Consider the following 24,536-nt stretch of genomic DNA (forward strand, 5'->3'; position numbering starts at 1 on the left):
GGGCCGCGGCCGGGGGGGGCGGGGGGGGGGGGGCCGCCCCCCCCCCCCCCCCCCCGCGCCCCCCCCCCCCCCGGGTTCCGGGCCCGGGCCCGGCCGCTGCGCGGAGCCAGACCCCACCCCGCCCCTTCCCGAAACCGGTGGGCGGCCGCCCCCGGAGCCCCCGTACCGCCGCTCCGCGACGGTCGCCTCAAACGCCGGCGAGGCTGGGTAGCCGGGCGCAGCCCGGGCCCGCACCGCCGCTCCGCGACGATCGCCTCAAACGCCGGCGCGGCTGGTAAGGGGACGGCCGGCCGTCAGGACGTGCCGTGGGCTGCCCGCAGGAAGGCCGTGATCAGGGTCGGGTCCTTGACGCCGCGGGTGCTCTCGACGCCGCTGGAGACGTCGGCCCCCCACGCCCCCGTCACGGACAGGGCCTCGTGGACGTTGGCCGGGGTCAGGCCGCCGGCCAGGAGCCAGCGGCCGGCGGGCGGGGTGAACTCGGGCGAGGCCCAGTTCCACGGCTTGCCCGAGCCCGGGTCGGGCGCGTCGATGAGGAGCAGGTCCTCGCCGTACTCCCCGCACCGCGCCGCCGCCCGCGAGGTCGCCCGCAGCAACGTACGCCCCGGCGCCCGCAGCGCCTCGTAGAACTCCGGGCCCTCCTCACCGTGCAGCTGGACGCCCCGCAATCCGCTCTCCTCCGTCAGCCGCCGCACCTCCTCGACCGGCTGGCCGCGGAAGACGCCCACGGTCAGGACGTGCGCGGGCACCCGCTCGGCCAGCCGGCGCGCGGTGGCCGCGTCGGTCTGCCGGGGGCTGGCGGCGAAGACGAAGCCGACCGCATCGGCACCGTCGCGGACGGCCACGTCCACGTCGTGCTCGGTGCGCAGGCCGCAGATCTTGACGAAGGGTCGTTCGGTCACCACGGGCACGGGTCCAGTCATGAGCAGGGGCAGGAGTTCAAACCGGGGGTCACGGCCGGACCGGCACCGGCCGGACCGGCAGCGGTCAGGGCCGACACCGGTCAGGCCGACAGCGGTCAAGCCGACAGCGGTTCGGCCGGGGCCTCGTCGGCCGCCGCGGCCTCCGCCGCCGCCACCGCGAGCCGGTCGAGGGAGATGTCCAGGGCCGCGGCCAGGGCCGCGACCGTGAAGAAGGTCGGGGTCGGGGCGCGGCCGGTCTCGATCTTGCGAAGGGTCTCGGCGGAGACGCCGGCCGCCGCCGCGACGTCCGCCATGCTGCGCGCCCCGCGCGCCTGCCGCAGCAGCACGCCGAAGCACTCGCCGCGACGGCGCTCCCAGGGGGTCAAAGGGGTCCTCACCATGCCCGTGATACTAATACCGGTATTGTAATTGGGTCCAGGAGGGGAGCCACAGACATGGTGGAGATCAAGAACGACGCGGCGCTGGCCGCGATGCGCGAGGCCGGCCGGGTCGTCGCGCAGGCGCTGGCCGCCGTACGGGAGGCCGCCGCGGTGGGGGTCTCGCTGCGCGAGCTGGACGGGGTCGCGCGGGAGGTGCTGGCGAAGGCGGGGGCCACCTCCCCCTTCCTCGGCTACCAGCCGGCCTTCGCCCCGGTGCCGTTCCCGGGGGTCATCTGCACCTCCGTCAACGACGCGGTGGTGCACGGCGTCCCGACCGACTACCGGCTGCGGGACGGCGACCTGCTGGGCGTGGACTGCGGGGCCCTGCTCGACGGCTGGGCCGGGGACGCGGCGATCACCTTCAGCGTCGGCACCCCGCGCCCGGGCGACACCGAACTGGTCGCCGCCACCCAGCGGGCGCTGGACGCGGGCATCGCCGCGGCCGTGGTCGGCAACCGCACCGGGGACATCTCGCACGCCGTGGAGAGCGCGGCCACCGCGGCCGGTTGCGGGATGCCCGCCGACCTCGGCGGCCACGGCATCGGCCGGCAGATGCACGAGGAACCGCACCTGCCCAACCACGGCCGCCCGGGCCGCGGCCTCCGGCTCCGGCACGGCCTGGTCCTGGCGATCGAGCCGATGCTGATGGCGGGCGGCGGGGTGGACTACCGCACCGCCCCGGACGGCTGGACCCTGCTGACCACCGACGGCAGCCGGGCCGCGCACATCGAGCACACGGTCGCGATCACCGACGCGGGCCCGCAGATCCTGACCGCCCTCTGACCGCACTGTGAACACCCGTGCGGGCCCCGCAGCCCCCGGTGCCAGAATCCCGGCATGACTACGTTGATCATCCCCGGCTGGGGGAACTCGGGGCCCGGGCACTGGCAGACGCGCTGGGAGCAGGAGCTGCCGGACGCGGTGCGGGTCGGGCAGGCCGACTGGGACCTGCCGCAGCTCGACGACTGGGTGGCGGCCCTGGACGCGGCGGTCGCGGCCTGCGCCGAACCGCCGGTGCTGGTCGCGCACAGCCTGGGCTGCACCACCGTCGCCCACTGGGCGGCCCGCGGCCCGGCGGCCCCGGTGCGCGGCGCGCTGCTGGTGGCCCCGCCGGACGTGGACCTGGTCGACCAGCCCGAGCTGTACGGCTTCCGGCAGGTACCGAGGGAGCCGCTGCCCTTCCCCGCGGTGCTGGTGGGCAGCCGCACCGACCAGTGGATGGGCTTCGATCGGGCCGCCGGGTACGCCGCGTCCTGGGGCGCCGACTTCGTCGACGCGGGCGCGGTCGGGCACCTCAACACCGACGCCGGCTTCGGCCCCTGGCCCGCGGGCGAGGCCCTGCTCTCGGACCTGCTCGCCCGCACCGCCGAAACCCGTACCGCCTAAGGCCCGTACCGCCTGAGGCCCACCACCGGCCCGCGTACCCACCCAACGCCCGAGGGCGGTGTCCCTTCCGTCTCCGGAAGGGACACCGCCCTCGGGTACTGCTGCGGATCACCGATCAGCCGCCTCCGCGAGGAGCCAGGGGCCGATCAGAAGTCCATGTCACCGCCCGGCATGCCGCCCGGGGCCGCAGCGGCCTTCTCCGGCTTGTCGGCGATGACGGCCTCGGTGGTCAGGAACAGGGCCGCGATGGAGGCGGCGTTCTGCAGGGCGGAGCGGGTGACCTTCGCCGGGTCGATGATGCCCTCGGCGACGAGGTCGACGTACTCGTTGGTCGCGGCGTTCAGGCCGTGACCGGTCGGGAGGTTGCGCACCTTCTCCGCGACGACGCCGCCCTCGAGGCCGGCGTTGACGGCGATCTGCTTCAGCGGGGCCTCGAGGGCCAGCTTCACGATCGCGGCGCCCGTGGCCTCGTCGCCGACCAGGTCGGCCTCGAGCTTCTCGAAGACGTGACCGGCCTGGATGAGCGCCACGCCACCACCGGCGACGATGCCCTCCTCGACGGCCGCCTTGGCGTTGCGCACGGCGTCCTCGATGCGGTGCTTGCGCTCCTTGAGCTCGACCTCGGTCGCGGCACCGGCCTTGATGACCGCAACACCGCCGGCGAGCTTCGCCAGGCGCTCCTGCAGCTTCTCGCGGTCGTAGTCCGAGTCGGAGTTCTCGATCTCGGCGCGGATCTGGTTCACGCGGCCGGCGACCTGGTCGCTGTCACCGGAGCCGTCCACGATGGTGGTCTCGTCCTTGGTGATGACGACCTTGCGGGCGCGGCCGAGCAGGTCCAGACCGGCGTTCTCGAGCTTGAGGCCGACCTCCTCGGAGATGACCGTGCCACCGGTGAGGATGGCGATGTCGCCGAGCATGGCCTTGCGGCGGTCGCCGAAGCCCGGGGCCTTGACGGCGACGGACTTGAAGGTGCCGCGGATCTTGTTGACGACCAGGGTCGACAGGGCCTCGCCCTCGACGTCCTCGGCGATGATCAGCAGCGGCTTGCCGGACTGCATGACCTTCTCCAGCAGCGGAAGGAGGTCCTTCACGTTGCTGACCTTGGAGTTGACGATGAGGATGTACGGGTCGTCCAGGGACGCCTCCATACGCTCCATGTCGGTGGCGAAGTACGCCGAGATGTAGCCCTTGTCGAAGCGCATGCCCTCGGTGAGCTCGAGCTCCAGACCGAAGGTCTGCGACTCCTCGACGGTGATGACGCCTTCCTTGCCGACCTTGTCCATGGCCTCGGCGATGAGCTCGCCGATCTGGGTGTCGGCGGCGGAGATGGAGGCCGTCGAAGCGATCTGCTCCTTGGTCTCGACATCCTTCGCCTGCTCGAGCAGGGCGCCCGAGACGGCCTCGACGGCCTTCTCGATGCCGCGCTTCAGAGCCATCGGGTTGGCGCCCGCGGCGACGTTGCGCAGGCCCTCGCGGACCAGCGCCTGCGCCAGGACGGTCGCGGTGGTCGTACCGTCGCCGGCGACGTCATCCGTCTTCTTGGCGACTTCCTTGACCAGCTCGGCGCCGATCTTCTCGTACGGGTCCTCGAGCTCGATCTCCTTGGCGATGGAGACACCGTCGTTGGTGATCGTGGGGGCGCCCCACTTCTTCTCAAGGACGACGTTGCGACCCTTGGGGCCAAGGGTGACCTTGACGGCGTCGGCGAGCTGGTTCATGCCGCGCTCGAGGCCGCGCCGGGCCTCCTCGTCGAACGCAATGATCTTGGCCATCTGAAGTGGTCCTCCAGGACTGGGTTCCCCCCGTACGCCGCTGCGGCGTCAGGGGAATGTGGACTGCTCCGGACCGCGCCAGCGCCCGCGACGGACGGCCTGCGGGCCTTGCGGTTCCTTGCCCCGCAGGCTCGCGGGCCTCACCGACCCGATCCTCGTCTTTATCACTCTCACCCGGAGAGTGCTAACGCCAATGATTAGCACTCGACCCCCTCGAGTGCAAGCGGCTTGGACCACTCCTCGGACCCCTCCGGGGCCCGTCCCAGGTCAGGCCCCCGGGCCCCCGGCGACGCGCCCCGGCGCACGGCGGCCCGGACACGCACGAGGGGCCCGCGTCCCTGTCGGGATGCGGGCCCCTCGTGCGTTGATGCGTGCCGGTCGATCGCGCCGTGCGTCAGACGGCGAGCTTGACCATGTCCGCCTGCGGACCCTTCTGGCCCTGCGAGATCTCGAACTCGACTCGCTGACCTTCTTCAAGGGTGCGGTAGCCGTCCATCTGGATCGCGCTGTAGTGGACGAAGACGTCCGCACCACCGTCGACCGCGATGAAGCCGTAGCCCTTCTCCGCGTTGAACCACTTGACGGTGCCCTGAGCCATGCCTAACTCCCCTATTACTGGCCCTTGCGCGGGGCCGCACTTCGCGGACCCGGGTCAGACCCTGCGCCGTAACGCGCCGACCGCGGCTGAATGTATCTGCACCGACGCTGTCTGCAACAGGTCATTCCGACGAGAATTCAGGACAGGTGGGAATCCTTCAATAACCTGAAAATTCCCGGCATCCTCGGGCAAGTCGGGCCGGATAAATCGCGCCAACAGCCCATACGGTGCACGGACATTGACCCGATGTCGCCCCTGACGGGGGTCGCTCATATGCGCATGGCATGAATGGCGAAGGGGACTACCCCAACCCTACCGCGCCCAATCAACCAGAATCGCCCCCTCCGTTTATCCGGAGGGGGCGATTCAAATGCATATTCGGGGCCGGTGCAAACCCGGCCGCCGGGTGGCGGTATCAGCAGCCGCCCGCGACCGCGGGGATGATCGAGACGCCCGCGCCGTCCGGCGTCGACGTCTGCAGCCCGCCCTCGAAGCGCACGTCGTCGTCGTTCACGTAGACGTTGACGAAGCGGCGCAGCTTGCCGGCGTCGTCCAGGACGCGCGCGGCGATGCCCGGGTGGGACTTCTCCAGGGACTCGATGACCTCGGCGAGGGTCGCGCCCTCGGCGGGCACCTCGGCCTGGCCGCCGGTGTAGGTGCGCAGGATGGTGGGGATGCGGACGTTGACGCTCATGGGCTTGTCGCCTTCCTAAGGAGCTGGGGGTGGTGTCAGGAGGCCAGGCCGGCGGCGCGGAAGGCGTCCAGGCTCGGGCGGATGGTGGCGGTCTGGCCGGTGCCGGAGACCGCTTCCAGGGTCTTGAGGCCGTCGCCGGTGTTCAGGACGACCGTGGTGAGGGTCGGGTCCAGCCGGCCCTCCTCGATCAGCTTGCGGGTGACGCCCACGGTCACGCCGCCGGCCGTCTCGGCGAAGATGCCCTCGGTGCGGGCGAGCAGCCGGATCGCGTCCACGACCTGCTCGTCGTTGACGTCCTCGACGTAGCCGCCGGTGCGGCGGGCGATGTCCAGGACGTACGGGCCGTCGGCCGGGTTGCCGATCGCCAGGGACTTGGCGATGGTGTCCGGCTTCTGCGGGCGGACCACGTCGTGACCGGCCTTGAAGGCGGTGGAGACGGGCGAGCAGCCCTCGGCCTGGGCGCCGAAGATCTTGTACGGCTTGTCCTCGACCAGGCCGAGCTTGATGAGCTCCTGGAGGCCCTTGTCGATCTTGGTGAGCTGGGAGCCGGAGGCGATCGGGATGACGATCTGGTCGGGCAGCTGCCAGCCCAGCTGCTCGCAGATCTCGTACGCCAGCGTCTTGGAGCCCTCGCCGTAGTAGGGGCGCAGGTTGACGTTGACGAAGCCCCAGCCCTCGCCCAGCGGGTCGCCGATGAGCTCGGAGCAGAAGCGGTTGACGTCGTCGTAGTTGCCCTCGATGCCGACCAGCTCGCCGCCGTAGACCGCGGCCATCACGACCTTGCCCTGCTCCAGGTCGTGCGGGATGAAGACGCAGGACCGGAAGCCGGCGCGGGCCGCGGCGGCGCCGACGGCACCGGCCAGGTTGCCGGTGGAGGAGCAGGAGAGGGTGGTGAAGCCGAAGGCGCGGGCCGCCTCGACGGCGATCGCCACGACGCGGTCCTTGAAGGAGTGCGTCGGGTTGCCGGAGTCGTCCTTCACGTACAGCTTGCCGGTGACGCCCAGCTCGGCCGCCAGGTTGCGGGCGTCGACGAGCTTGGTGAAGCCGGGGTTCAGGTTGGGCTTGGCGGCCACGTCCGCGGGGACCGGCAGCAGCGGGGCGTAGCGCCAGATGTTCTCGGGGCCGGCCTCGATGCGCTTGCGCAGCGTCTCCGGGTCGCCCAGCGGCAGCTCGTACGCCACCTCGAGGGGGCCGAAGCACTCGGCACAGGCGAAGAGCGGGCCGAGCTCGAAGCGGGTGCCACACTCGCGACAGGACAGCGCGGTGGCGGGACCGAGGTCGACCGAGAGGGGGGTAGCAGACTGTGAAGCCATGATGGCGAGGCCCTTTCTCCTCATCTTCCCCACGGCGCACTTCGCCGCGAGACGGAATTGGCACCTTCCCTAGCCGGGGCCTCGCTGCTGTTGCGCAGATCGCGAGTACCGACTGGAGGGTTGCCGGGGCTTCAACGGGCCGTGTCCCTCTGCCCCTCTGGATGAGCGGTATGGCTCCGGGGGCCTTGCGGCGCACCCGGGCGTTTGTGCGCGGAACGACCCCGACATGCGACGGTCATCCGCGTTGTTCAAGACTGTAACCGAAGGGAAGGGCGGTTGAGACAGCCGTCCGAAACGCGAGATGGATGACGAATCGGGCGCCGGGCGGGGCCCGCGCGCCCGTGCGCATCCGTCCCGCACCCGATGCCGAGACAGGGAGTTCTGACCGTGCTGGATGAGGTGGAGCGCTGGCTGGCCGGCCGTTCCTGGTCGGCGGCCGACCGTACGCTCGACCAGCTGGTGGCGGCCAAACGGGCGAGCGGCAGCACCGTCAGCGTCGTGCTGCCCGCGCTCGACGAGGAGGCGACGGTCGGCGCGATCGTCGAGGTGATCCGGCGCGAGCTGGTCGAAGGCGTGCCTCTGGTGGACGAGCTGGTGGTGATCGACTCGGGCTCCACCGACCGGACGGCCGAGGTGGCCGCGAAGGCCGGCGCCCGGGTGGTGCACCGGGACGCGATCCTGCCGCGGATCCCGGCGCTGCCCGGCAAGGGCGAGGTGCTGTGGCGCTCGCTGCTGGTGACCACCGGGGACGTGGTCTGCTTCGTCGACGCGGACCTGCGGGACTTCTCCGCGCAGTTCGTGTCGGGGATCGTCGGCCCGCTGCTGACCGACCCCGGGGTGCAGTTCGTCAAGGCGATGTACGACCGGCCGCTGGGGGACGCGCCCGGGCAGGGCGGGCGGGTGACCGAGCTGGTGGCCCGGCCGCTGCTGAACCTGCACTGGCCGCTGCTGGCGGGCTTCGTCCAGCCGCTGGGCGGCGAGTACGCGGTGCGCCGCTCGCTGCTGGAGCGGCTGCCCTTCCCGGTCGGGTACGGCGTGGAGCTGGGCCTGCTGGTGGACGCGCTGCACACGGTCGGGCTGGACGCACTGGCCCAGGTGGACGTGGGCGTACGGCTGCACCGGCACCAGGACGGGCAGGCGCTGGGGCGGATGGCGGCGGCGATCTACCGCACCGCGCAGCTGCGGCTCTCCCGCGGCCACCTCGTGCGACCGGTGCTGACGCAGTTCGAGCGGGGCGAGTCGGGCTTCGAGCCACGGACGCACGCGGTGGACACGGAGGAGCGTCCACCCATGGTCGAGATCGAGGAGTACACACGTTTGAGCGGGCGCGAGGCGGGCTAGGTTCGCGGCATGGCTGCCGCTTCCCACGACCCCGTCCACGCCCCCGCGGCCCCGGCGCCGCAGGTGCTCGTCGCGGCCAACCGCGGCCCGCTCTCGTACGCGCTCGACGCGGACGGCACGCTCACCGCCCGGCGCGGCGGGGGCGGCCTGGTCTCGGGGCTGTCCTCGGCGCTGGCCGAGCGGCCGGGCTCGCTGTGGGTGTGCGCGGCGCTGGGCGAGGGGGACCGGGAGGCGGTCCGGCGCGGGGTGTCCGAGCCGGGTGTCCGGATGCTGGACATCGACCCGTCGGTCTACGACGACGCGTACAACGGCATCGCGAACTCCGTGCTGTGGTTCACCCACCACGGCCTGTACGACATCCCGCGCGAGCCGGTCTTCGACGCGGAGTTCCGGCGGCGCTGGGAGTCCTACCGGGCCTACAACCAGGCCTTCGCGGACGCGCTGGCGGCCGCGGCCGGCGAGGGCGCGGCGGTCCTGATCCAGGACTACCACCTCTCGCTGGCCCCGGGGCTGCTCCGGGCGGCCCGCCCGGACCTGCGCATCGGGCACTTCACGCACACCCCGTGGGCGTCCGCGGACCAGCTGGCGATGCTGCCGGCGGACGTCCGCGAGGAGCTGTACCGGGGGATGCTCGGGGCGGACGTGCTGGGCTTCCACACCTCCGACTGGGCCGCGGCCTTCACCGCCGGGGCCGAGGGCGCGGGCGGCCTGGGCCGCACCCGCGTGGCGGTGCATCCCCTGGGGGTGGACGGCGACGAGCTGCGGGCGCTGGCGCACCGGCCGGAGGTGGACGAGAAGCTGGCCGCGCTGCGGGCGGAGGTCGGCTCCTGCCGGACGGTCCTGCGGGTGGACCGGACCGAGCTGTCCAAGAACATCGTCCGGGGCCTGCTGGCCTACCGGGAGCTGCTGGTCACCCGGCCGGAGTGGCGGGGCCGGGTGGTCCACCTGGCCTCCGCCTACCCCTCGCGGCAGGACCTGGCCGTCTACCGCGACTACACGGCCGCGGTGGCCGCGCTGGCCGCGGAGATCAACGCGGAGTTCGGCACGGCCGGCTGGCAGCCGGTGCACGTCTCGGTCAAGGACGACTTCGCCCGCTCGCTGGCGGCGTACCGGCTGGCGGACGTGGCACTGGTGAACCCGGTCCGGGACGGGATGAACCTGGTCGCCAAGGAGATCCCGGTGGTGTCGGAGGCGGGGTGTGCGCTGGTGCTGTCCACGGGGGCGGGGGCGTACGAGGAGCTGGCCGCCGACGCCCTGTGCGTGAACCCGTACGACGTCTCGGCCACGGCCGTCGCGCTGCACGAGGCCCTCTCGATGCCGGCCGGCGAGCGCGCCGACCGCACCAAGCGCCTGGCGGCGGCCGCCGTCGCCCTGCCCCCGGCCGCCTGGTTCGCGGCCCAGCTGTCCGGCCTCCTGCCGTCGTAGCCCCGCGGCACCGTCTCCCGGGGCTCCGCCCCGGACCCCGCGCCTCAAACGCCGGCGGGGCTGGAAATCCAGCCCGTCCGGCGTTTGAGGACACCTGCGCGGAGCGCAGGTACGGGGGATCCGGGGGCAGCGCCCACCGGTTTCGGGAAGGGGCGGGGAGGGGACGGCTCCGCGCAGCGGCTACGCCACCGCGGCGGCCAGGGCGGCCAGGAAGGCGACGACGGCCGGGGGGCCTGGAAGGACCAGGTCGGCCCGGTCGGCCAGCTCCGTGACCTCGGTGCTACCGCTGCACACCAGCAGCCCCGGCAGGCCGTCACCGCGCAACTTCTCGACCGCCGAGAAGGCGGCCAGGTCCCCCAGGTCATCCCCCGCATAGACGACAGACGTGGCACCCGTCTCCGCCAGGTACTCAGCCAGCGCCACGCCCTTGTCCATGCCCGGCGGGCGCAGCTCCAGGACCGCCCGACCGGGCTCCACGATCAGGCCGTGCCGCTGCGCCAGCTCCAGCAGCGGCCCGCGCAGCGCCTCGAAGGCGGCCTGCGGGTCGGCGGCCCGGCGGGTGTGGACGGCCACCGCCTGGCCCTTCTCCTCGATCCAGGTGCCCTGCCAGGCCCCGATGGAGTCCAGTACGCCGGGCAGCTCGGCGCGGACCGCGGCCACGCCCGGGTGCGGGGCGGGCGCCTGGACCGTGCCGGAGACGGCGTCCCACCGCTCGGCGCCGTAGTGGCCGAGCACGGTCAGGTGCTCCAGGCCGGGGACGCCCGCGAAGCCGCCGTACCGCACCGCCACCCCGGCCGGGCGGCCGGTGATCACGGCGACCGAGCGGACCGCGGGGGCCAGCGCGGACAGCGCCGGGACGGCACCGGGGTGCGCCCGGGCCTGGTCGGGGTCGGGGACGATCTCGGCGAGGGTGCCGTCGAAGTCGAGGGCGACCACGGCGCGCGCCGGGTCGCCGAGCAGCGCCTCGAGGGCGTCGCGGCCCGCTCGGGTGGTGGGCGTCGGCAGGGCGTGCGGTGGACTCACCATATGAACGACCCTACCGGGGCCCGGGTGGCCCCGCGGGGCGGTTTCCGGCCAGCCGCCACCGCCCTTCGAGGGGCCCCGCCTGAGCCCGTGGACCCCCGCCGGGCCACCCGGCTCCTGTCGGCGGCCGCCGATAGTGTGGAGGTATGACGGACCAGGACCCCGCGCCCGAGGAGGGCGGCGCCGCGGCCGCGCTCTCGGAGCGCGAGGCCGCCGTCCTGGCGTACGAGGGCCGCGGCTGGCCCGGCCCGGGCGCGAAGGAACGCGCCATACGCGAGGGCCTGGGCATGTCCCCGGTCCGGTACTACCAACTGCTGAACGCCCTGCTGGACGATCCGCGGGCGCTCGCCCACGCCCCCGTCACCGTCAACCGGCTGCGCCGGGTCCGCGAGGCCCGCCGGACCGCCCGCCGCTGAAGGCGGCCGGTCCGGGCGGGCGCCGGGGTCAGCGGTCCTGGTCGGCGGCCCGGGCGGCGGTGGCGATGGCCTCCAGCGTCTTGCCCGGCTTGGCGTCGTCGGAGACGGCCTTGCCGATGGACTTCTTGACGTTCTCGCTGACCCCTGCCCAGGACTTCTTGCCGACCGGGTAGAGCCGGGCGTCGGGCAGGGCGGCCAGGAACTCCTTGAGGCCGGCCGCCTTGGGGTCGGTGGTGGACTGCATGGCGCGGTAGCCGCTGTTGGTCACCGGCAGCAGGCCGTAGGTGGTGGTGAAGGCGGTGACGTTCTTCGCCTCGTACAGGAAGTCCAGGAAGGCGCCGGACTCCTCGCGGTGGCCGTTCTTGAAGGCCATCACCCAGTCGGCCACGCCCATGGCCGGCTTCTCGTGCCCGTCGGCGGTGGGCATGACCGCCATGCCGAAGTCCACGCCCTTGTCGGCCGCTTCCTTCATCAGCTTGGGGTGGCCGTTGAGCATGCCGACGTCACCGGCGGCGAAGGCGTCGAAGGCGGCCTGCCGGTTCAGCTCCCAGGGCTTGACCGGGCCGGTCAGCCCGGGCCGGACCAGGTGCTCGCGCAGCCAGTCGAAGGTCTTGACGTTCTCCGGCGAGTCGATGGCGTAGCCCTCGTCGCTGTCGGTGTAGCCACCGCCGCCGGCCAGCATCCACTGCATCGTCTCGGCCTGCGCCTCCTCGCGGCCCAGCGGCAGCGCGAAGGGGGTCTTGGCCACGCCCTTGAGCTTCTTGGCGTCGCTCTCCAGTTCGTCCCAGCTGGTGGGCGGCTTGGCGATGCCGGCCTGCTTGAAGAGGTCCTTGTTGTAGAAGAGCAGCCGGGTGCTGGAGACGAAGGGCATGCCGTACTGGACGCGCTTGACCTTGCCGGCGTCGGCGAGCGGGCCGAGGAAGTCGGCCTGGGTGGCGACGGAGAGCAGGTCGTCGGCGGTGTAGAGCTTGTCCGCGGCCGCGTAGTCGGCGTAGGCGCCGATCTGCGCGATGTCGGGGGCCTCGTCCTTCTTGACCAGCTCGGCGACCTTGGCGTCCACCTCTTCCCAGGAGTAGACGCTGACGTCGACCTTGATGCCGGGGTGGGCCTCGGTGAAGGCGTCGGCGAGGTTCTTCCAGTACGTCCGGGAGGAGTTCCCGGGACCGTCTCCGTAATCGGCCGCGACGACCTTGAGGGTCACGTCGTTGTTCCCGGTGGCGCTTCCGCATCCGGTCAGCGTCGCGGTCATGCACAGTGCGGCGCCGGCCGCGGCCAGGCTTGCTCTACGGCCCTTCGCGGTGCCCATCACAGCGGTATCCCAACATCGTCGTTCCACTTCCACTTGTCCTCGTAAGGTCTACACCACTCTCACCCCGCCTTTACAGGGAGGGCGGGGCAAAAAAGAGGCCCAAGGACCTCTTTTGTATGGCGGGTCAACAATCCCCCTCAGTGGACTAGACCTTTCCCCGTCCGACACGCGAGACTGTCCTCTGTGAAACCCGTGAAACACGTCATCGCCCTCGATGTGGGCGGCACCGGGATGAAGGCCGCCCTGGTCGGGGCGGACGGCACGCTGCTGCACGAGGCGCGCCGCGCCACCGGCCGCGAGCGGGGCCCCGACGCCGTCGTCGAGTCGATCCTCGAGTTCGCCGCCGAGCTCGCCGCCCTCGGCCGGCAGCGCTACGGCGAGAGCGCCGCCGCGGCCGGCGTCGCCGTACCCGGCATCGTCGACGCCGAGGCGGGCATCGCCGTCTACGCCGCCAACCTGGGCTGGCGGGACGTCCCCATGCGGCAGCTGCTCAGCGCCCGGCTCGACGGCATCCCCGTCGCACTGGGCCACGACGTGCGCACCGGGGGCCTGGCCGAGGGCCGGATCGGCGCCGGCCGCGGGGCCGACCGCTTCCTCTTCGTACCGCTGGGCACCGGCATCGCCGGAGCCATCGGGATCGCCGGCGCCATCGAGGCCGGCGCGCACGGCTACGCCGGCGAGATCGGGCACATCGTGGTCCGCCCCGGCGGCCCCGCCTGCGGCTGCGGGCAGCACGGCTGCCTGGAGACGCTGGCCTCCGCCTCCGCCGTCACCCGCGCCTGGGCGGCCGCCTCCGGCGACCCCGAGGCGGACGCCGCGGACTGCGCCAAGGCCGTCGCCTCCGGCGACCCCCGGGCCGTGGCCGTGTGGGGCGAGGCGGTCGGCGCCCTCGCCGACGGCCTGGTCACCGCGCTCACCCTGCTCGACCCCCGGACGCTGATCATCGGTGGCGGGCTGGCCGAAGCGGGGGAAACCTTGTTCACACCACTGCGGACGGCCGTCAAGGAGCGCGTGACGTTCCAGCGGCTGCCCCACATCGTTCCGGCGGCCCTCGGGGACACCGCCGGATGCCTGGGCGCGGGCCTGCTCGCCTGGGACCTACTCGCCACGGAGGTATCCGCCTGATGGCCGGAAGCGCAGTCAGCACCGTTCTCTCCGGCGCCCGGGTCGTGCTGCCCACGGGCGTCGTCGAGAACGGCCGGGTGATCGTCGCGGGCGACCGCATCGCCGGCAGCGCCCCCGAGGGCACCCCGGTGACCGACCTCTCGGGCCACTGGGTGGTACCGGGCTTCGTCGACATGCACAACCACGGCGGCGGCGGCGCATCCTTCACCTCCGGCACCCCCGAGGAGGTCCTGAAGGGCGTCCGCACCCACCGCGAGCACGGCACCACCACGCTGATCGCCTCCACCGTCACCGGCGAGCTGGACGAGCTGGCCCGGCGGGCCTCGCTGCTGGCCGAGCTGGTGCAGCAGGGCGACCTGGCCGGCATCCACTTCGAGGGCCCCTTCATCTCGCCCTGCCGCAAGGGCGCGCACAAGGAGGACCTGCTGCGCGACCCGGACCCGGCCGAGGTCCGCAAGCTGATCGACGCCGCGCACGGCGCCGCCCGGATGGTCACCCTCGCCACCGAGCTGCCCGGCGGCCTGGACTCCGTACGCCTGCTCGCCGAGCACGGCGTGATCGCGGCGATCGGGCACACCGACGCCTCGTACGAGCAGACCGTCGAGGCCATCGACGCGGGCGCCACCGTCGCCACCCACCTCTTCAACGCGATGCCCGGGCTGGCGCACCGCGAGCCCGGCCCGATCGCCGCCCTCCTGGAGGACGAGCGGGTCACCGTCGAGCTGATCAACGACGGCACGCACCTGCACCCGGCCACCGTCGAGCTGGCCTTCCACCACGCCGGCGCCCACCGGGTCGCGCTGATCACCGACGCGATGGACGCGGCCGGCTTCGGCGACGGCACCTACCACCTCGGCCCGCTGGAGGTCGCGGTCAAGGACGGCGTCGCGCGGCTGGTCGAGGGCGGCTCCATCGCCGGCTCGACGCTGACCCTGGACACCGCCTTCAAGCGGTCGGTGACCGTCGACGGCCTGCCGGTCGAGTCGGTGGTCCAGGCGATCTCCGCCAACCCCGCCAAGCTGATCGGACTGTACGACCAGGTGGGCTCGCTCGAGCCCGGCAAGTACGCCGACCTCGTCGTGCTGGACTCCGCCTTCGACCTCAAGGGAGTCATGCGGCGCGGCGAGTGGATCGTGAACCCGCTGGCCTGAGCCCCTTTCCGACGGCCGACCGGATGTTCCCGGGACGGCGTGCGGAGCCTTCCGGTCCGGGGTACTGGGCCGCGGCGGCCTCCGTGCGGCATGATCCCGCCTCTGGGGGCCGTCACTTGGGGGTATGCGCACATGATCCTGACCGTCACGCTGAACGCGGCGCTGGACGTCACGTACCACGTGCCGCGGCTGCGGCCGCGCGCCTCGCACCGGGTCTCCGGCGTGTGCGAGCGGCCCGGCGGCAAGGGCGTCAACGTCGCCCGCGTGCTGGCGGCCCTGGGCCACGAGGTGGTGGCCACCGGCTTCCTCGGCGGGCCGGTGGGCGAAACGGTCCGCCAGGGGCTGGCGGGCTCGGCGGTGGCCGACGGCTTCGTGCCCTGCGCCGGCACCACCCGGCGCACCCTCGCCGTGGTCGACGAGGCCGACGGGGACACCACCCAGTTCAACGAGGCCGGCCCGGTGATCTCCCCGGCCGAGTGGGCGGCCTTCCAGGTCCGGTACGCCGACCTGGTCCACGAGGCCCGCGCGGTGGCCCTGTGCGGCAGCCTGCCGCCCGGCCTGCCGGTGGGCGCGTACGCGGCCCTGGTGCGCACCGCGCGGGCCGCCGGGACGCCCGTCCTGCTGGACACCAGCGGGGAGGCGCTGCGGCGCGGGGTGGCGGCCCGGCCGGACCTGATCAAGCCGAACGCCGCGGAGCTGGCCGAGCTGACCGGCTCCCGGGAGCCGCTGCCGGCCACCCGCGACGCCCGCCGCCGGGGCGCGCACGCGGTGGTGACCTCGCTGGGCCCGGCCGGACTGCTCGCGGTCACCGGCCAGGGCACCTGGGGCGCGGCCCCGCCCGCCCCGCTGTCCGGCAACCCGACCGGCGCCGGTGACTCCGCGGTCGCCGGCCTCCTCTCGGCCCTCGCCGAGGACCTGGACTGGCCGGCCCGCCTGACCCGCGCCACCGCCCTCTCCGCCGCCACCGTCCGCGCCCCCACCGCGGGCGAGTTCGACCGGGCGGTCTACGAAGAGCTCCTGGCCACCGTAAAAGTGACGGCGGGCCAGCCCGTGGGCTGACCCGCCGTCACCGGGCGTGCGGGACCGTCAGCTGTTGATGGGGGCCAGCCAGACCCGGTCGATGATCGCGTCGCAGGAATTGCCCTGCTCGCAGGAGACCTTGATGGTGTTGGTGCCCTTGTTGAGGGTCACCTGCCCCCAGGTGTTGGTCCAGCCCTTCTCCCAGTCGCCCGCCGGGGCGCCGGAGTAGTTCTTCATGTTTATGGGCTTGGTGACGGAGACGCCGTTGACGGTGACCGTCGCGTTGGCGTCGGTACCGGGCACCGAGTAGGTCATCCGGAGCTTGTAGTCGCCCTCGGCCGGGGCGTCCACGGTCCAGGTGAGCGAGGCGCCGACGGCGTTGAAGCCGCCGACGTACTTGCCGTCGGCGGACTGGGCGCCCTTGATGTCGGACTGGACCGTCGCGCCGCCCGCCAGGGTCAGGCCGGAGCCGGAGGCGGCGTCCGCCTTCGGGAGGGCGCCCTTGTCGGTGTCCTTGCCGGTGTCCTTGGTCGGGTCGGTCTTGCCGGGGGTCGCCGGGGCCTGGCTGACCTTGTCGCTGGGGCCCTCGGCGCCCTTGTCCTTGCCCTTGTTGTCTGTGATCAGAGCCACACCGATACCGATGACCACGGCGCCGACCACGGCCACCGCGGCGATCAGCAGACCGCGCCGGCTCCGGCCGCCGCCGTGCCCGGGCTCGGGCGCGTACTGCTGCGGGGGCTGCTGCCCGTACCCCTGCTGCGGGCCGCCGTAGCCGGCGCCCAGCGTCTCGGGGGCGGGGTAGTGGGCCTGCTGCTGCGGCACCTGGCGCGGGGCGGCCGGGCGGCGGTCGCCGACCGTGCGGACCTGGTTGTACGAGGTGCGCGGCACGCCGGGCTGACCGCCCACCGTGGGACCGCCGGGGTAGCCGTAGCTGCTCTGCGAGGGCGGAGTGGCACCGGCGGCCTGGCCGTCCGCGTAGAGGTAACCGAACGGGTCGTCGTCTTCGGGCGCATTGGCGCCGTTGTTCGGGCCGTTGTTCGCGGGCGTCATCGCAGGTCCATCCTTTCGACCCACGGGAGCCTACCTCGAACAGGCGCTCTCCCGAGCGCCCGATGGGCTGAGAAGGAGCCTCAGCCCGCCCTCCGGTGGGCCTTGGAGCGGGACCTCTTCTCGATGTACATCCGCTGGTCGGCCGAGCGCAGCACCTCGTCGGCGGACATTCCGCAGCTGGCCCAGCCGATGCCGAAACTGGCCCCCACCCGCACCGCACGGCCGTCCACCCGGATCGGCGGGATGATGGCGTTGCGCAGCCGCACCGCGAGGTCCGCGGCGTCCGCCGCACCGAGCCCGTCCGCCAGGACGACGAATTCGTCACCACCCAGCCGGGCGACGGTGTCACCGTCCCTGACGCCCGTCGTCAACCGGCGGGCCACCTCGATGAGGACCGCGTCACCCGTGTGGTGCCCGAACCGGTCGTTGATCGACTTGAAGCCGTCCAGGTCGCAGAAGAGCACCGCCAGGCCCTTGGTGCCGTCGTCGATGTCGGTGGCCGGGGCGACGGTGTGGACGTGGTGGTCGTAGGGGCCCGCCTCGGCCGCCGCGGGCTGGTCGAAGGGGTCCGGGTAGCCGTCGGGCGGGAAGCCGTGCTCCCCCGGCCGGCCGTCCTCCGGGCGCCCCTCGAAGGCCGCGTCCAGGGCCTCGACGGCGGTGGCCCGCACCGACTGCGGCCGCCGGCACAGCCGCGCGGAGAGCCGGGAGCGCAGCTCGGCGCTGTTGGGCAGGCCGGTGAGGGAGTCGTGGCTGGCGCGGTGGGCGAGCTGGAGCTCGTGCCGCTTGCGCTCCTCGATGTCCTCGACGTGGGTGAGCAGGAAGCGGGGCCCGTCGGCGGCGTCCGCGACCACCGAGTTGCGCAGCGAGACCCAGACGTACGTGCCGTCCCGGCGGCCCAGCCGCAGCTCCGCCCGGCCGCCCTCGGCGGAGGTCCGCAGGAGGGTGCCGATGTCCTCGGGGTGGACCAGGTCGGAGAAGGAGTAGCGGCGCAGCACCGAGGCCGGCCGGCCCAGCAGCCGGCACAGCGCGTCGTTGGTGCGCAGCAGGCGGCCGTGCTGGTCACCGCCCATCTCGGCGATCGCCATCCCGCTGGGCGCGTACTCGAAGGCCTGCCGGAAGGACTCCTCGCTCGCCCGCAGCGCCTGCTGCTCGCGCTCCAGCCGGACCAGGGCCCGCTGCATGTTCGCCCGCAGCCGGGCGTTGCTGATCGCAATGGCCGCTTGGAAGGCGTACATCTGGAGCGCTTCGCGGCCCCAGGCGCCCGGCCGGCGGCCGTTGCGCGGTCTGTCCACCGAAATGACACCCAGAAGTTCCCCGCCGGACGCATACATGGGGGCGTAGAGCCGGTCCTCGGGGTGCCATTCGTCCTCGAAGCGCGGATCCGGGCCGTCCGTGTGCCATTGGGGTACGTCGTCCTCGATGAGCACCCAGCCCTCGGTGTGCGGGATGAACCGCAGGCCGTCCCAGCACTCGCCCATCGACAGGCGGCGCTCCCAGGAGGCGCGGGAGCCGACCCGGCCGGTGATCAGGGCTTCGGCGGAGGCGTCACCGGCGAAGGCGGCGACGACGAGATCCCCGTCGGGGCGTACGAGATTGACACAGGCGAGTTCGTAGCCGAGGCCCACGACGATGCCGTCCACGACGGTCTGCAGAGTGTCCGCCAGGCTCCGGGCCGTGTTCAGTTCGGCCACCACCTGGTGCAGCTGCCGCAGGGTCGCAAGACGGACGTACGGCTCCGACTCGGTCTCCATTGCTCGCTCTCCCCGAGACCTCGACAGCAACTCCAGGTTTGTCATCGGCGTTTCGTTGCGGTGTCCATTCCACTGAATCACAGTGAGCTGTTCCGCCGGTACACAGGGTCAACAAATCTTGCCCTCTGTGACTCAAGTCACATCAGATGAAGAAAGGCGGGTGTCTCGGGGGCTCCTGACTGGGAGCGCTCCCCCTCGTTTCCGGCGGCAAACGATACGCCGCTGGACCTAGGCCGGGGCTCCGCCGCGGCTAGGGCCGGGGCCCGATGTGGCGCGCGGGTGGCCGAGACTAGCGTCAAGGACGTGTTGAAGACGAGACCCGTACCGACTCCCCCGCCGACCGCCGCACCCGTCGTGCCCGCCACCCCTCATGCTGAGGGAGTGAGCAATGACGAGTTCCGCGCCGCGATGGCCCGGCTGGCCGCGGGCGTGGTGCTGATCACCGCGCACGAGCCGGCACTGACCGACGACGGCCCCCGCGGCGAGGACGTCGGGATGACCGCGACCGCCTTCATGTCCGTCTCCCTGGACCCGCCGCTGGTCCTGGTGAGCCTGCGGGAGGGCTCCCGGATGGACGACCTGCTGGCCGAACAGCCCCTGTGGGGCGTCTCCCTGCTGGCCGAGAGCCAGCGGCAGGTGGCCGGCCGGTTCGCCATGAAGGGCCGGATCAGCGACCGGCTGCTCTTCGCCGACCTGCCCTCGACGCGCGGCGAGGTCTGCGGGGCGCCGCTGATGGACGGGGCGCTCGCGACGCTGGAGTGCCGGACCGAGTCCCGGGTCCCGGCCGGGGACCACACGCTCGTCGTGGGCCGGGTCCTGACGGCCGCCCTGCCCGCGGGCGAGGGCGCACCGCTGACGTACTTCCGCGGGAAGTACCGGACGCTGGGCTGAGCGCGTCTCGTACGGGCGTACGGGACGGGCGTCGTGGACGCGCGTACGGGACGGGCGTCGTGGACGCGCGTATGACACGCAGGTCCGGAACGTCCGTACTGGACGCACGTACTGGACGCACGTACCGGACGCGCGTATGAGACGTACGTGCGTACGGGGGCGGCGGGGCGGCACGGGGGTGCGCCCCGCCTCAGCCCCAATCGCGGCCGGTGCGGCCGCGCTTCGTCTCGCCGCGGGCCTTCTTCTCCCGCAGGCGGCGTTCGTTGATACCGCGGGGGATCTTGGTCGCCCGGCGCGGCTTGGGCGGCGGGGCGGTGGCCTCCGCCAGCAGCGAGGCGAGCCGCACCAGGGCCATCTCGCGGTTGCGCCACTGCGAGCGGTGCTCCGAAGCGCGCACGCTGATCACCCCGCCGGTCAGCCGGCCGGCCAGCCGCTCCAGCGCCCGCGCCTTCCACACCTCGGGCAGCGCCGTGGTGGCCCCGAGGTCGAACAGCACCTCGGCCGCCGAGTCGGAGGTGTTGACGTGCTGTCCGCCCGGTCCCGAGGAGCGCGAGAAACGCCACTGGAGCTCGGCCTCCGGAAGGACGACCGAACCGCGGATGACATGAGGACCAGGCATGGCCCCTATGATCCCGCCCGGCCGCCGCCGCGTCACCCTCTTTTGACGCGGCGCCGCGGCCGCCGCGACCGCCCGGGAACCGGCCCGCCCCCTCGCCGCGTTATGCACATCAGCGGTACTTTGACCGGCGCACGGTCATGGTCCCGGTCGAGGGACCGTGGCCAAAGGACGAGGAAAGGGACATCCCCATGCCAGTAAGCCTGTCCAAGGGCGGCAACGTCTCCCTTACGAAGGAGGCTCCGGGCCTCAGCGCCGTCACCGTCGGCCTCGGCTGGGACGTCCGCACGACGACCGGTGTCGACTTCGACCTCGACGCCTCGGCGATCGCGGTCAACCCGACGGGCAAGGTCGTCTCCGACGGCCACTTCGTCTTCTTCAACAACAAGACCACCCCGGACCAGACCATCGTCCACACCGGTGACAACCGCACCGGCGAGGGCTCCGGCGACGACGAGGCGATCAACGTCAACCTCGCCGGCCTGCCGGCCGACGTGGACAAGATCGTCTTCCCGGTCTCCATCTACGACGCCGACTCCCGCGGCCAGAACTTCGGCCAGGTCCGCAACGCCTACATCCGCGTGGTGAACCAGGCCGGCGGCGCCGAGATCGCCCGCTACGACCTCTCCGAGGACGCCGCCACCGAGACCGCCATGGTCTTCGGCGAGCTCTACCGCAACGGCGCCGAGTGGAAGTTCCGCGCCGTGGGCCAGGGCTACGCCTCGGGCCTGGCCGGCATCGCCCAGGACTTCGGCGTCAACGTCTGATCCGGTACGGGCGCCAGCCCGTGCCCGGGGCGCGCGAAGGCGCCCCGCCTGCTCCGTGAAGCCCCCTCCGGCCGTCCCCGGAAGGGGCTTCACGGCTTCCCGGCCGCGCGCTACGGTGCGTAGATGATCATCCAGTCCCTCGTCCCGGTGGACGGCGAGCTGCCCGGTCCCGTGCTCACCGAGGTCGCCGCCCTGTACGCCACCAACCACGCCTTCTTCGAGCTGAGCGGGGACTTCCCGGACCCGGACCGGATCACCGTCGAACAGGTCGCCAAGGCCCTCGCCGACGAACTCGCCCCGGCCGGCACCGAAGTGCTGCTGGCCCGCTCGGCCGGCCGGCTGGTCGCCCTCGCCGCCGTCCTCGACCGGCACCCCGCGGCCGACGACCCCGACCCGTGGATCGGGCTGCTGCTGGTCGACGCCACCGCGCACCGCCGCGGGCACGGCCAGGAGCTGGCCCGGCGCCTCGAGGACCGGTACCGCGCCGCCGGCCGCACCGGCGTCCGGCTGGCCGTCCTGGACGGCAACGACCGCGCGCTGGCCTTCTGGACCGCCCAGGGGTACGTCCCGCTGCGGCGGGCCGAGGACCGCGAGCGGGGCCGGCCCTGCACGGTCCTGCGCAAGGACCTCGCCGCGGCTGGTTAGCCGCGGGGGGCCTGCGCCAGGACCTCGTCGCGGCTGGTCAGCCGCGGTGGCCTGCGCCAGGACCTCGTCGCGGCTGGTCAGCCGCGGGGGCGGGACGGCCTCAGCGCTCGTCGGGTTTGCCGTCCCCGCGCAGCCACACGTCCCAGACCTCCGAGAGGTCCCGGCCGGTGGCGCGCTCCGCGTACGCCGTGAACTCCTCGGTGCTCGCGTTCGCGTGCCGGTGGTCCGCGGTCCAGCCCCGGACCATCGCGAAGAAGGCCTTGTCGCCGGCCGCCTGCCGGATCTTGTGGAGGACCATCGCCCCCCGGTAGTACACCGGGTCGTCGGAGATGTGCTCCGGGCCGGGCGGGTCGGCGGGCGGGAAGGCCCAGTAGTCGCCGTCCGCCTCCGGATCGGCCTCGGTGTCCTCGTCGTAGAAGGCGTCGAAGCGCTCCTGCGCGGTGAGCCCGCCGTGGTCCTCCTCCCACAGCCACTCGGCGTAGGTCGCGAAGCCCTCGTTGAGCCACATGTCCTTCCAGGTGCGGGGCGTCACCGAATCGCCGAACCACTGGTGGGCCAGCTCGTGCACCAGCAGGTCCACGTCGGGCGCGCCCGCGAACAGCGGCCGCGTCTGGGTCTCCAGGGCGTAGCCCAGCGCGCCGTCCCGCTCGACGATCGCGCCGGTGGCGGCGAAGGGGTACGGCCCGAACCGGCCCGCGCCCCAGGCCACCACCTCGGGGATCCGGTCCAGCACCGGCCCGGCCTTCTTCGCCAGCCCCGGGGTGACGGCGGTGTAGACGGGCACCCCCGCCTTGTTGTCGGCCGTCGTGGTGCGGACCGTGTACCGGCCGATCGCGAGGGTGGCGAGGTAGCTGGCCATCGGCTCGGCGCTGTGCCACCGGAAGGAGGTGTGCCCGCCGTTCTCGGTACGGGACTTCAGCACGCCGTTGGAGACCGCCTCGTACCCGCGGGGCACGGTGATCGCGACGTCGTACGCGGCCTTGTCGGCGGGGTGGTGGTTGCCGGGGAACCAGGCCATCGACCCGACCGGCTCGCCCACGGCCAGCGCGCCGTCGTCGGTCTCGATCCAGCCCTCCTCCGAACCGTCCGGGTCCTCGACGGTCTTGGGCACGCCGGAGTAGTGCACGACGGTACGGAAGGTCCGGCCCTTGGCCAGGTCGTCGGCGGGCCGGACCACCAGCTCCTGGCCCGACCGGCTGAAGCGGGCGCCCTTGCCGTCCACGTCGACGGAGTCCACGTCCATGCCGTCGAGGTCGAGGTGGAAGGAGCTGAGCGCCTGCTGTGCGGTGGCGGTGATCTCGGCGGTCCCGGTCAGCTTCCCGCTGCCCGGCGCGTAGTCGAGCGTGAGCCCGTAATGAACGGCGTCGTACCCGCCGTTCCCCGCCTTGGGAAAATACGGGTCCCGCAACCCCGCCGCCCCCGGCATCCCCTGCACCCCACCCCCGGTACACCCCGCCACCGCCATCACGAGCACGGCGAGCAGGGCAGTCGGACGAGCAGCGACACGGGCGAGATCCACCCCCCGATCCTAAGCGCGCGCCTTACGTGGCCGCCTTGCCGGAACGGGGGGCCGGGCGCGCCCGAAGGGCGGCGGGGAGTGGCAAACCCAGCCCCGCCGTTCCCTTACCCAGCCCCGCTGAGGAGTGGCAAACCCAGCCCCGCCGGCGATTGAGGCGCGGGGTCCGGGGCGGAGCCCCGCCGTCCCCCGTACCAGCCCCGCCGGCGATTGAGGCGCCGGGGCTCCGGGGGCAGCGCCCACCGGTTTCGGGATGGGGGTCCCCCCGGACGGAGTCTGGGGGAGGGCGGGGAGGGGACGGCTCCGCGCAGCGGCAACCGGCGGCGGCCGTCCGTGGTGTGTGGGGCCCCGCGCCCCACGCACCACGAACGGCCTCGGGAGGCGTACCGGCCTTCGGCCGAGGGCGAGGCGGCCGGCCGACTACTTGGTGACGGCCGCCACGCCCGCCTGGGCGAACTTCTCGTCCAGGTCACCACTCGGCGCACCGGCCACACCGATGCCCGCGATCGGCGCACCCTTGGCCTGGACGGGCGCGCCGCCGGCGAGGAAGAGCGTGCCGGGGATGTCCTTCAGACCCGGGTTCTGGGCGAGCCGACCGGCCAGCACGGAGGTCGGGGCGTTCCAGGAGACGGCCGTGAAGGCCTTCCGCTCCGCGGACTCCGGGGACTGCGGGCCGGCACCGTCGCCGCGCAGGGTGACGACCGTGTTGCCGTTGCGGTCGACGACCGCCACCGAGACCCGCTGGCCCTCCTTCGCCGCGGCGTGCAGCGCGGCCTGGGCGGCCTTGGTGGCCGCGTCCACCGACAGGTGGGTGCTGGTGACCAGGCCCTTGGCGTCGGCGGTGACCGCGGCCGGCTGGACCGGGGCGGCGGGGGCGGCGCTGGCGTTGACGGCGCCGAAGGCGACCGCGCCGACGACGACGGCCAGACCGGTTCCGGTGATCACACGGTTGCGAATGCGGGATGCCACGACGACTCCTCTGGTCAGTGTCCGGGGACTGCCGCCGCTCTCCTGCGGCTGCCCTTCGATCCTCGCCCGGCCCCTGCCCCCGGGCCGTCGACGTACCGGCTGCCTCCGCCGCACCCCGCGGCCGACCCGCGGGTCAACCGATCGGTTGATGCGGACGCCCCACCAGGGGGCACGATGGAAGGCACACCAGGGCTCGGGCCCCGTGCCCGCGGGCCCGCCACGGCCCGGCCCGCCGGACCGTACGTACGGACGGACCGGCCAGGCAGGCAGGAAGCCGGACGGGACGTCGGACCGGGCAGGCAGCCGGACCGGTCGCCAGGCCGAGCGGGCAGGCAGCCGGAGGGACGGGTCGCCGGGCCGAGACGGCCCGACCACCACCGGCACCACCGCACGGCACGAAACCGCACGACACGACGGAC

The 24,536-nt window shown here is 73.2% G+C and carries 24 protein-coding genes and 1 riboswitch; of the genes, 11 read left to right on the forward strand and 13 right to left on the reverse strand.

What is annotated here, in order from left to right; genetic code table 11:
- Positions 1-293: 293 nt before the first annotated feature.
- Both AB0O40_RS04945 and AB0O40_RS04950 read right to left on the reverse strand, forming a co-directional pair.
- Positions 294-899: a phosphoribosylanthranilate isomerase gene (locus AB0O40_RS04945; RefSeq protein WP_365035702.1), complete on the reverse strand. Its 606-nt coding sequence runs from the start codon at positions 897-899 to the stop codon at positions 294-296.
- Between the two features lie 116 nt (positions 900-1,015).
- Positions 1,016-1,300 carry a helix-turn-helix transcriptional regulator gene (locus tag AB0O40_RS04950; protein WP_365035704.1) on the reverse strand — a complete coding sequence of 95 codons (285 nt, stop codon included), beginning with the start codon at positions 1,298-1,300 and terminating at the stop codon, positions 1,016-1,018.
- A gap of 54 nt (positions 1,301-1,354) precedes the next feature.
- Between AB0O40_RS04950 and map the strand changes: the two genes are divergently transcribed.
- Positions 1,355-2,122, forward strand: a complete 768-nt coding sequence (gene map / locus AB0O40_RS04955) for a type I methionyl aminopeptidase (RefSeq protein WP_365035706.1) — start codon at positions 1,355-1,357, stop codon at positions 2,120-2,122.
- A 54-nt stretch (positions 2,123-2,176) separates the two neighbouring features.
- Positions 2,177-2,725 carry an alpha/beta hydrolase gene (locus AB0O40_RS04960; RefSeq protein ID WP_365035707.1) on the forward strand — a complete coding sequence of 183 codons (549 nt, stop codon included), beginning with the start codon at positions 2,177-2,179 and terminating at the stop codon, positions 2,723-2,725.
- A 146-nt stretch (positions 2,726-2,871) separates the two neighbouring features.
- Here AB0O40_RS04960 and groL read toward each other — a convergent pair whose 3' ends face one another.
- The 4 genes from groL to thrC form a co-directional block, all read right to left on the reverse strand.
- On the reverse strand, positions 2,872-4,497 hold the full coding sequence (groL, locus tag AB0O40_RS04965; RefSeq protein ID WP_365035709.1) for a chaperonin GroEL: 1,626 nt from the start codon (positions 4,495-4,497) through the stop codon (positions 2,872-2,874).
- Between the two features lie 394 nt (positions 4,498-4,891).
- Positions 4,892-5,095: a cold-shock protein gene (locus tag AB0O40_RS04970; protein ID WP_005315736.1), complete on the reverse strand. Its 204-nt coding sequence runs from the start codon at positions 5,093-5,095 to the stop codon at positions 4,892-4,894.
- 415 nt (positions 5,096-5,510) lie between these two features.
- The gene (locus AB0O40_RS04975; RefSeq protein WP_365035711.1) at positions 5,511-5,789 is read right to left on the reverse strand and encodes a MoaD/ThiS family protein; all 279 of its coding nucleotides are present in this window, start codon (positions 5,787-5,789) and stop codon (positions 5,511-5,513) included.
- A 35-nt stretch (positions 5,790-5,824) separates the two neighbouring features.
- Positions 5,825-7,102 (reverse strand): threonine synthase, encoded by a 1,278-nt coding sequence (gene thrC, locus AB0O40_RS04980; RefSeq protein ID WP_365035713.1) that lies wholly within the window; start codon positions 7,100-7,102, stop codon positions 5,825-5,827.
- A 17-nt stretch (positions 7,103-7,119) separates the two neighbouring features.
- Positions 7,120-7,270: riboswitch (SAM riboswitch) on the reverse strand.
- A gap of 219 nt (positions 7,271-7,489) precedes the next feature.
- Here thrC and AB0O40_RS04985 point away from each other — a divergent pair.
- Positions 7,490-8,443 carry a glucosyl-3-phosphoglycerate synthase gene (locus AB0O40_RS04985; protein ID WP_365035715.1) on the forward strand — a complete coding sequence of 318 codons (954 nt, stop codon included), beginning with the start codon at positions 7,490-7,492 and terminating at the stop codon, positions 8,441-8,443.
- A gap of 9 nt (positions 8,444-8,452) precedes the next feature.
- Positions 8,453-9,868 (forward strand): trehalose-6-phosphate synthase, encoded by a 1,416-nt coding sequence (locus tag AB0O40_RS04990; protein WP_365035717.1) that lies wholly within the window; start codon positions 8,453-8,455, stop codon positions 9,866-9,868.
- 180 nt (positions 9,869-10,048) lie between these two features.
- On the opposite strand, the gene otsB is transcribed toward AB0O40_RS04990, so the two are convergent.
- A complete protein-coding gene (gene otsB / locus AB0O40_RS04995) occupies positions 10,049-10,894 on the reverse strand; it encodes a trehalose-phosphatase (protein ID WP_365035719.1) in 846 nt (281 codons plus the stop codon).
- Positions 10,895-11,037: 143 nt separating this feature from the next.
- On the opposite strand from otsB, the gene AB0O40_RS05000 reads away from it, so the two are divergent.
- Positions 11,038-11,307, forward strand: coding sequence for a DUF3263 domain-containing protein (locus AB0O40_RS05000; RefSeq protein ID WP_365035721.1), 270 nt, complete (start codon positions 11,038-11,040; stop codon positions 11,305-11,307).
- A 28-nt stretch (positions 11,308-11,335) separates the two neighbouring features.
- Here AB0O40_RS05000 and AB0O40_RS05005 read toward each other — a convergent pair whose 3' ends face one another.
- Positions 11,336-12,613: an extracellular solute-binding protein gene (locus AB0O40_RS05005; RefSeq protein WP_365035723.1), complete on the reverse strand. Its 1,278-nt coding sequence runs from the start codon at positions 12,611-12,613 to the stop codon at positions 11,336-11,338.
- A 195-nt stretch (positions 12,614-12,808) separates the two neighbouring features.
- Here AB0O40_RS05005 and AB0O40_RS05010 point away from each other — a divergent pair, with 195 nt between their 5' ends.
- The 3 genes from AB0O40_RS05010 (at position 12,809) to AB0O40_RS05020 (ending at position 15,951) form a co-directional block, all read left to right on the forward strand.
- On the forward strand, positions 12,809-13,741 hold the full coding sequence (locus AB0O40_RS05010) for an ROK family protein (protein ID WP_365035938.1): 933 nt from the start codon (positions 12,809-12,811) through the stop codon (positions 13,739-13,741).
- Positions 13,741-14,892 carry an N-acetylglucosamine-6-phosphate deacetylase gene (gene nagA / locus AB0O40_RS05015; protein ID WP_365035725.1) on the forward strand — a complete coding sequence of 384 codons (1,152 nt, stop codon included), beginning with the start codon at positions 13,741-13,743 and terminating at the stop codon, positions 14,890-14,892. The genes AB0O40_RS05010 and nagA overlap by 1 nt, the downstream gene beginning before the upstream one ends.
- A 132-nt stretch (positions 14,893-15,024) precedes the next feature.
- The gene (locus AB0O40_RS05020) at positions 15,025-15,951 is read left to right on the forward strand and encodes a 1-phosphofructokinase family hexose kinase (RefSeq protein WP_365035727.1); all 927 of its coding nucleotides are present in this window, start codon (positions 15,025-15,027) and stop codon (positions 15,949-15,951) included.
- Positions 15,952-15,978: 27 nt separating this feature from the next.
- Here AB0O40_RS05020 and AB0O40_RS05025 read toward each other — a convergent pair whose 3' ends face one another.
- Both AB0O40_RS05025 and cdgB read right to left on the reverse strand, forming a co-directional pair.
- On the reverse strand, positions 15,979-16,962 hold the full coding sequence (locus AB0O40_RS05025) for a CBM35 domain-containing protein (protein WP_365035729.1): 984 nt from the start codon (positions 16,960-16,962) through the stop codon (positions 15,979-15,981).
- Positions 16,963-17,042: 80 nt separating this feature from the next.
- Complete coding sequence (gene cdgB, locus AB0O40_RS05030) at positions 17,043-18,713, reverse strand: diguanylate cyclase CdgB (RefSeq protein WP_365035731.1); 1,671 nt, start codon at positions 18,711-18,713, stop codon at positions 17,043-17,045.
- 354 nt (positions 18,714-19,067) lie between these two features.
- Between cdgB and AB0O40_RS05035 the strand changes: the two genes are divergently transcribed.
- Entirely contained in the window at positions 19,068-19,604 is a 537-nt protein-coding gene (locus AB0O40_RS05035; RefSeq protein ID WP_365035941.1) for a flavin reductase family protein, read from the forward strand.
- Between the two features lie 190 nt (positions 19,605-19,794).
- Here AB0O40_RS05035 and arfB read toward each other — a convergent pair whose 3' ends face one another.
- The gene (gene arfB, locus AB0O40_RS05040; protein WP_365035733.1) at positions 19,795-20,223 is read right to left on the reverse strand and encodes an alternative ribosome rescue aminoacyl-tRNA hydrolase ArfB; all 429 of its coding nucleotides are present in this window, start codon (positions 20,221-20,223) and stop codon (positions 19,795-19,797) included.
- A 188-nt stretch (positions 20,224-20,411) separates the two neighbouring features.
- On the opposite strand from arfB, the gene AB0O40_RS05045 reads away from it, so the two are divergent.
- Both AB0O40_RS05045 and AB0O40_RS05050 read left to right on the forward strand, forming a co-directional pair.
- Complete coding sequence (locus tag AB0O40_RS05045; RefSeq protein WP_365035735.1) at positions 20,412-20,987, forward strand: TerD family protein; 576 nt, start codon at positions 20,412-20,414, stop codon at positions 20,985-20,987.
- A 123-nt stretch (positions 20,988-21,110) separates the two neighbouring features.
- A complete protein-coding gene (locus AB0O40_RS05050; RefSeq protein ID WP_365035737.1) occupies positions 21,111-21,632 on the forward strand; it encodes a GNAT family N-acetyltransferase in 522 nt (173 codons plus the stop codon).
- Positions 21,633-21,732: 100 nt separating this feature from the next.
- Here AB0O40_RS05050 and AB0O40_RS05055 read toward each other — a convergent pair whose 3' ends face one another.
- Complete coding sequence (locus tag AB0O40_RS05055) at positions 21,733-23,097, reverse strand: M1 family metallopeptidase (protein WP_365035943.1); 1,365 nt, start codon at positions 23,095-23,097, stop codon at positions 21,733-21,735.
- A gap of 471 nt (positions 23,098-23,568) precedes the next feature.
- Positions 23,569-24,117, reverse strand: a complete 549-nt coding sequence (locus AB0O40_RS05060; protein WP_365035739.1) for a heme-binding protein — start codon at positions 24,115-24,117, stop codon at positions 23,569-23,571.
- Between the last annotated feature and the right edge of the window lie 419 nt (positions 24,118-24,536).

The organism is Streptomyces sp. NPDC089919 (genome assembly GCF_040684615.1).
Lineage (GTDB): Bacteria > Actinomycetota > Actinomycetes > Streptomycetales > Streptomycetaceae > Streptomyces.

What these genes read in the sequence shown, in the direction of transcription:
- map (WP_365035706.1), top strand. Translation starts at nt 1,355, where the DNA reads ATGGTGGAGATCAAGAACGACGCGGCGCTGGCCGCGATGCGCGAGGCC.
- AB0O40_RS05050 (WP_365035737.1), top strand. Translation starts at nt 21,111, where the DNA reads ATGATCATCCAGTCCCTCGTCCCGGTGGACGGCGAGCTGCCCGGTCCC.
- arfB (WP_365035733.1), bottom strand. Translation starts at nt 20,223, where the DNA reads ATGCCTGGTCCTCATGTCATCCGCGGTTCGGTCGTCCTTCCGGAGGCC.
- AB0O40_RS05045 (WP_365035735.1), top strand. Translation starts at nt 20,412, where the DNA reads ATGCCAGTAAGCCTGTCCAAGGGCGGCAACGTCTCCCTTACGAAGGAG.
- AB0O40_RS05005 (WP_365035723.1), bottom strand. Translation starts at nt 12,613, where the DNA reads ATGGGCACCGCGAAGGGCCGTAGAGCAAGCCTGGCCGCGGCCGGCGCC.
- AB0O40_RS04970 (WP_005315736.1), bottom strand. Translation starts at nt 5,095, where the DNA reads ATGGCTCAGGGCACCGTCAAGTGGTTCAACGCGGAGAAGGGCTACGGC.
- thrC (WP_365035713.1), bottom strand. Translation starts at nt 7,102, where the DNA reads ATGGCTTCACAGTCTGCTACCCCCCTCTCGGTCGACCTCGGTCCCGCC.
- AB0O40_RS05000 (WP_365035721.1), top strand. Translation starts at nt 11,038, where the DNA reads ATGACGGACCAGGACCCCGCGCCCGAGGAGGGCGGCGCCGCGGCCGCG.
- groL (WP_365035709.1), bottom strand. Translation starts at nt 4,497, where the DNA reads ATGGCCAAGATCATTGCGTTCGACGAGGAGGCCCGGCGCGGCCTCGAG.
- otsB (WP_365035719.1), bottom strand. Translation starts at nt 10,894, where the DNA reads ATGGTGAGTCCACCGCACGCCCTGCCGACGCCCACCACCCGAGCGGGC.
- AB0O40_RS04975 (WP_365035711.1), bottom strand. Translation starts at nt 5,789, where the DNA reads ATGAGCGTCAACGTCCGCATCCCCACCATCCTGCGCACCTACACCGGC.
- AB0O40_RS04950 (WP_365035704.1), bottom strand. Translation starts at nt 1,300, where the DNA reads ATGGTGAGGACCCCTTTGACCCCCTGGGAGCGCCGTCGCGGCGAGTGC.
- AB0O40_RS04960 (WP_365035707.1), top strand. Translation starts at nt 2,177, where the DNA reads ATGACTACGTTGATCATCCCCGGCTGGGGGAACTCGGGGCCCGGGCAC.
- nagA (WP_365035725.1), top strand. Translation starts at nt 13,741, where the DNA reads ATGGCCGGAAGCGCAGTCAGCACCGTTCTCTCCGGCGCCCGGGTCGTG.
- AB0O40_RS05025 (WP_365035729.1), bottom strand. Translation starts at nt 16,962, where the DNA reads ATGACGCCCGCGAACAACGGCCCGAACAACGGCGCCAATGCGCCCGAA.
- AB0O40_RS05020 (WP_365035727.1), top strand. Translation starts at nt 15,025, where the DNA reads ATGATCCTGACCGTCACGCTGAACGCGGCGCTGGACGTCACGTACCAC.
- AB0O40_RS05055 (WP_365035943.1), bottom strand. Translation starts at nt 23,097, where the DNA reads ATGGCGGTGGCGGGGTGTACCGGGGGTGGGGTGCAGGGGATGCCGGGG.
- cdgB (WP_365035731.1), bottom strand. Translation starts at nt 18,713, where the DNA reads ATGGAGACCGAGTCGGAGCCGTACGTCCGTCTTGCGACCCTGCGGCAG.
- AB0O40_RS04990 (WP_365035717.1), top strand. Translation starts at nt 8,453, where the DNA reads ATGGCTGCCGCTTCCCACGACCCCGTCCACGCCCCCGCGGCCCCGGCG.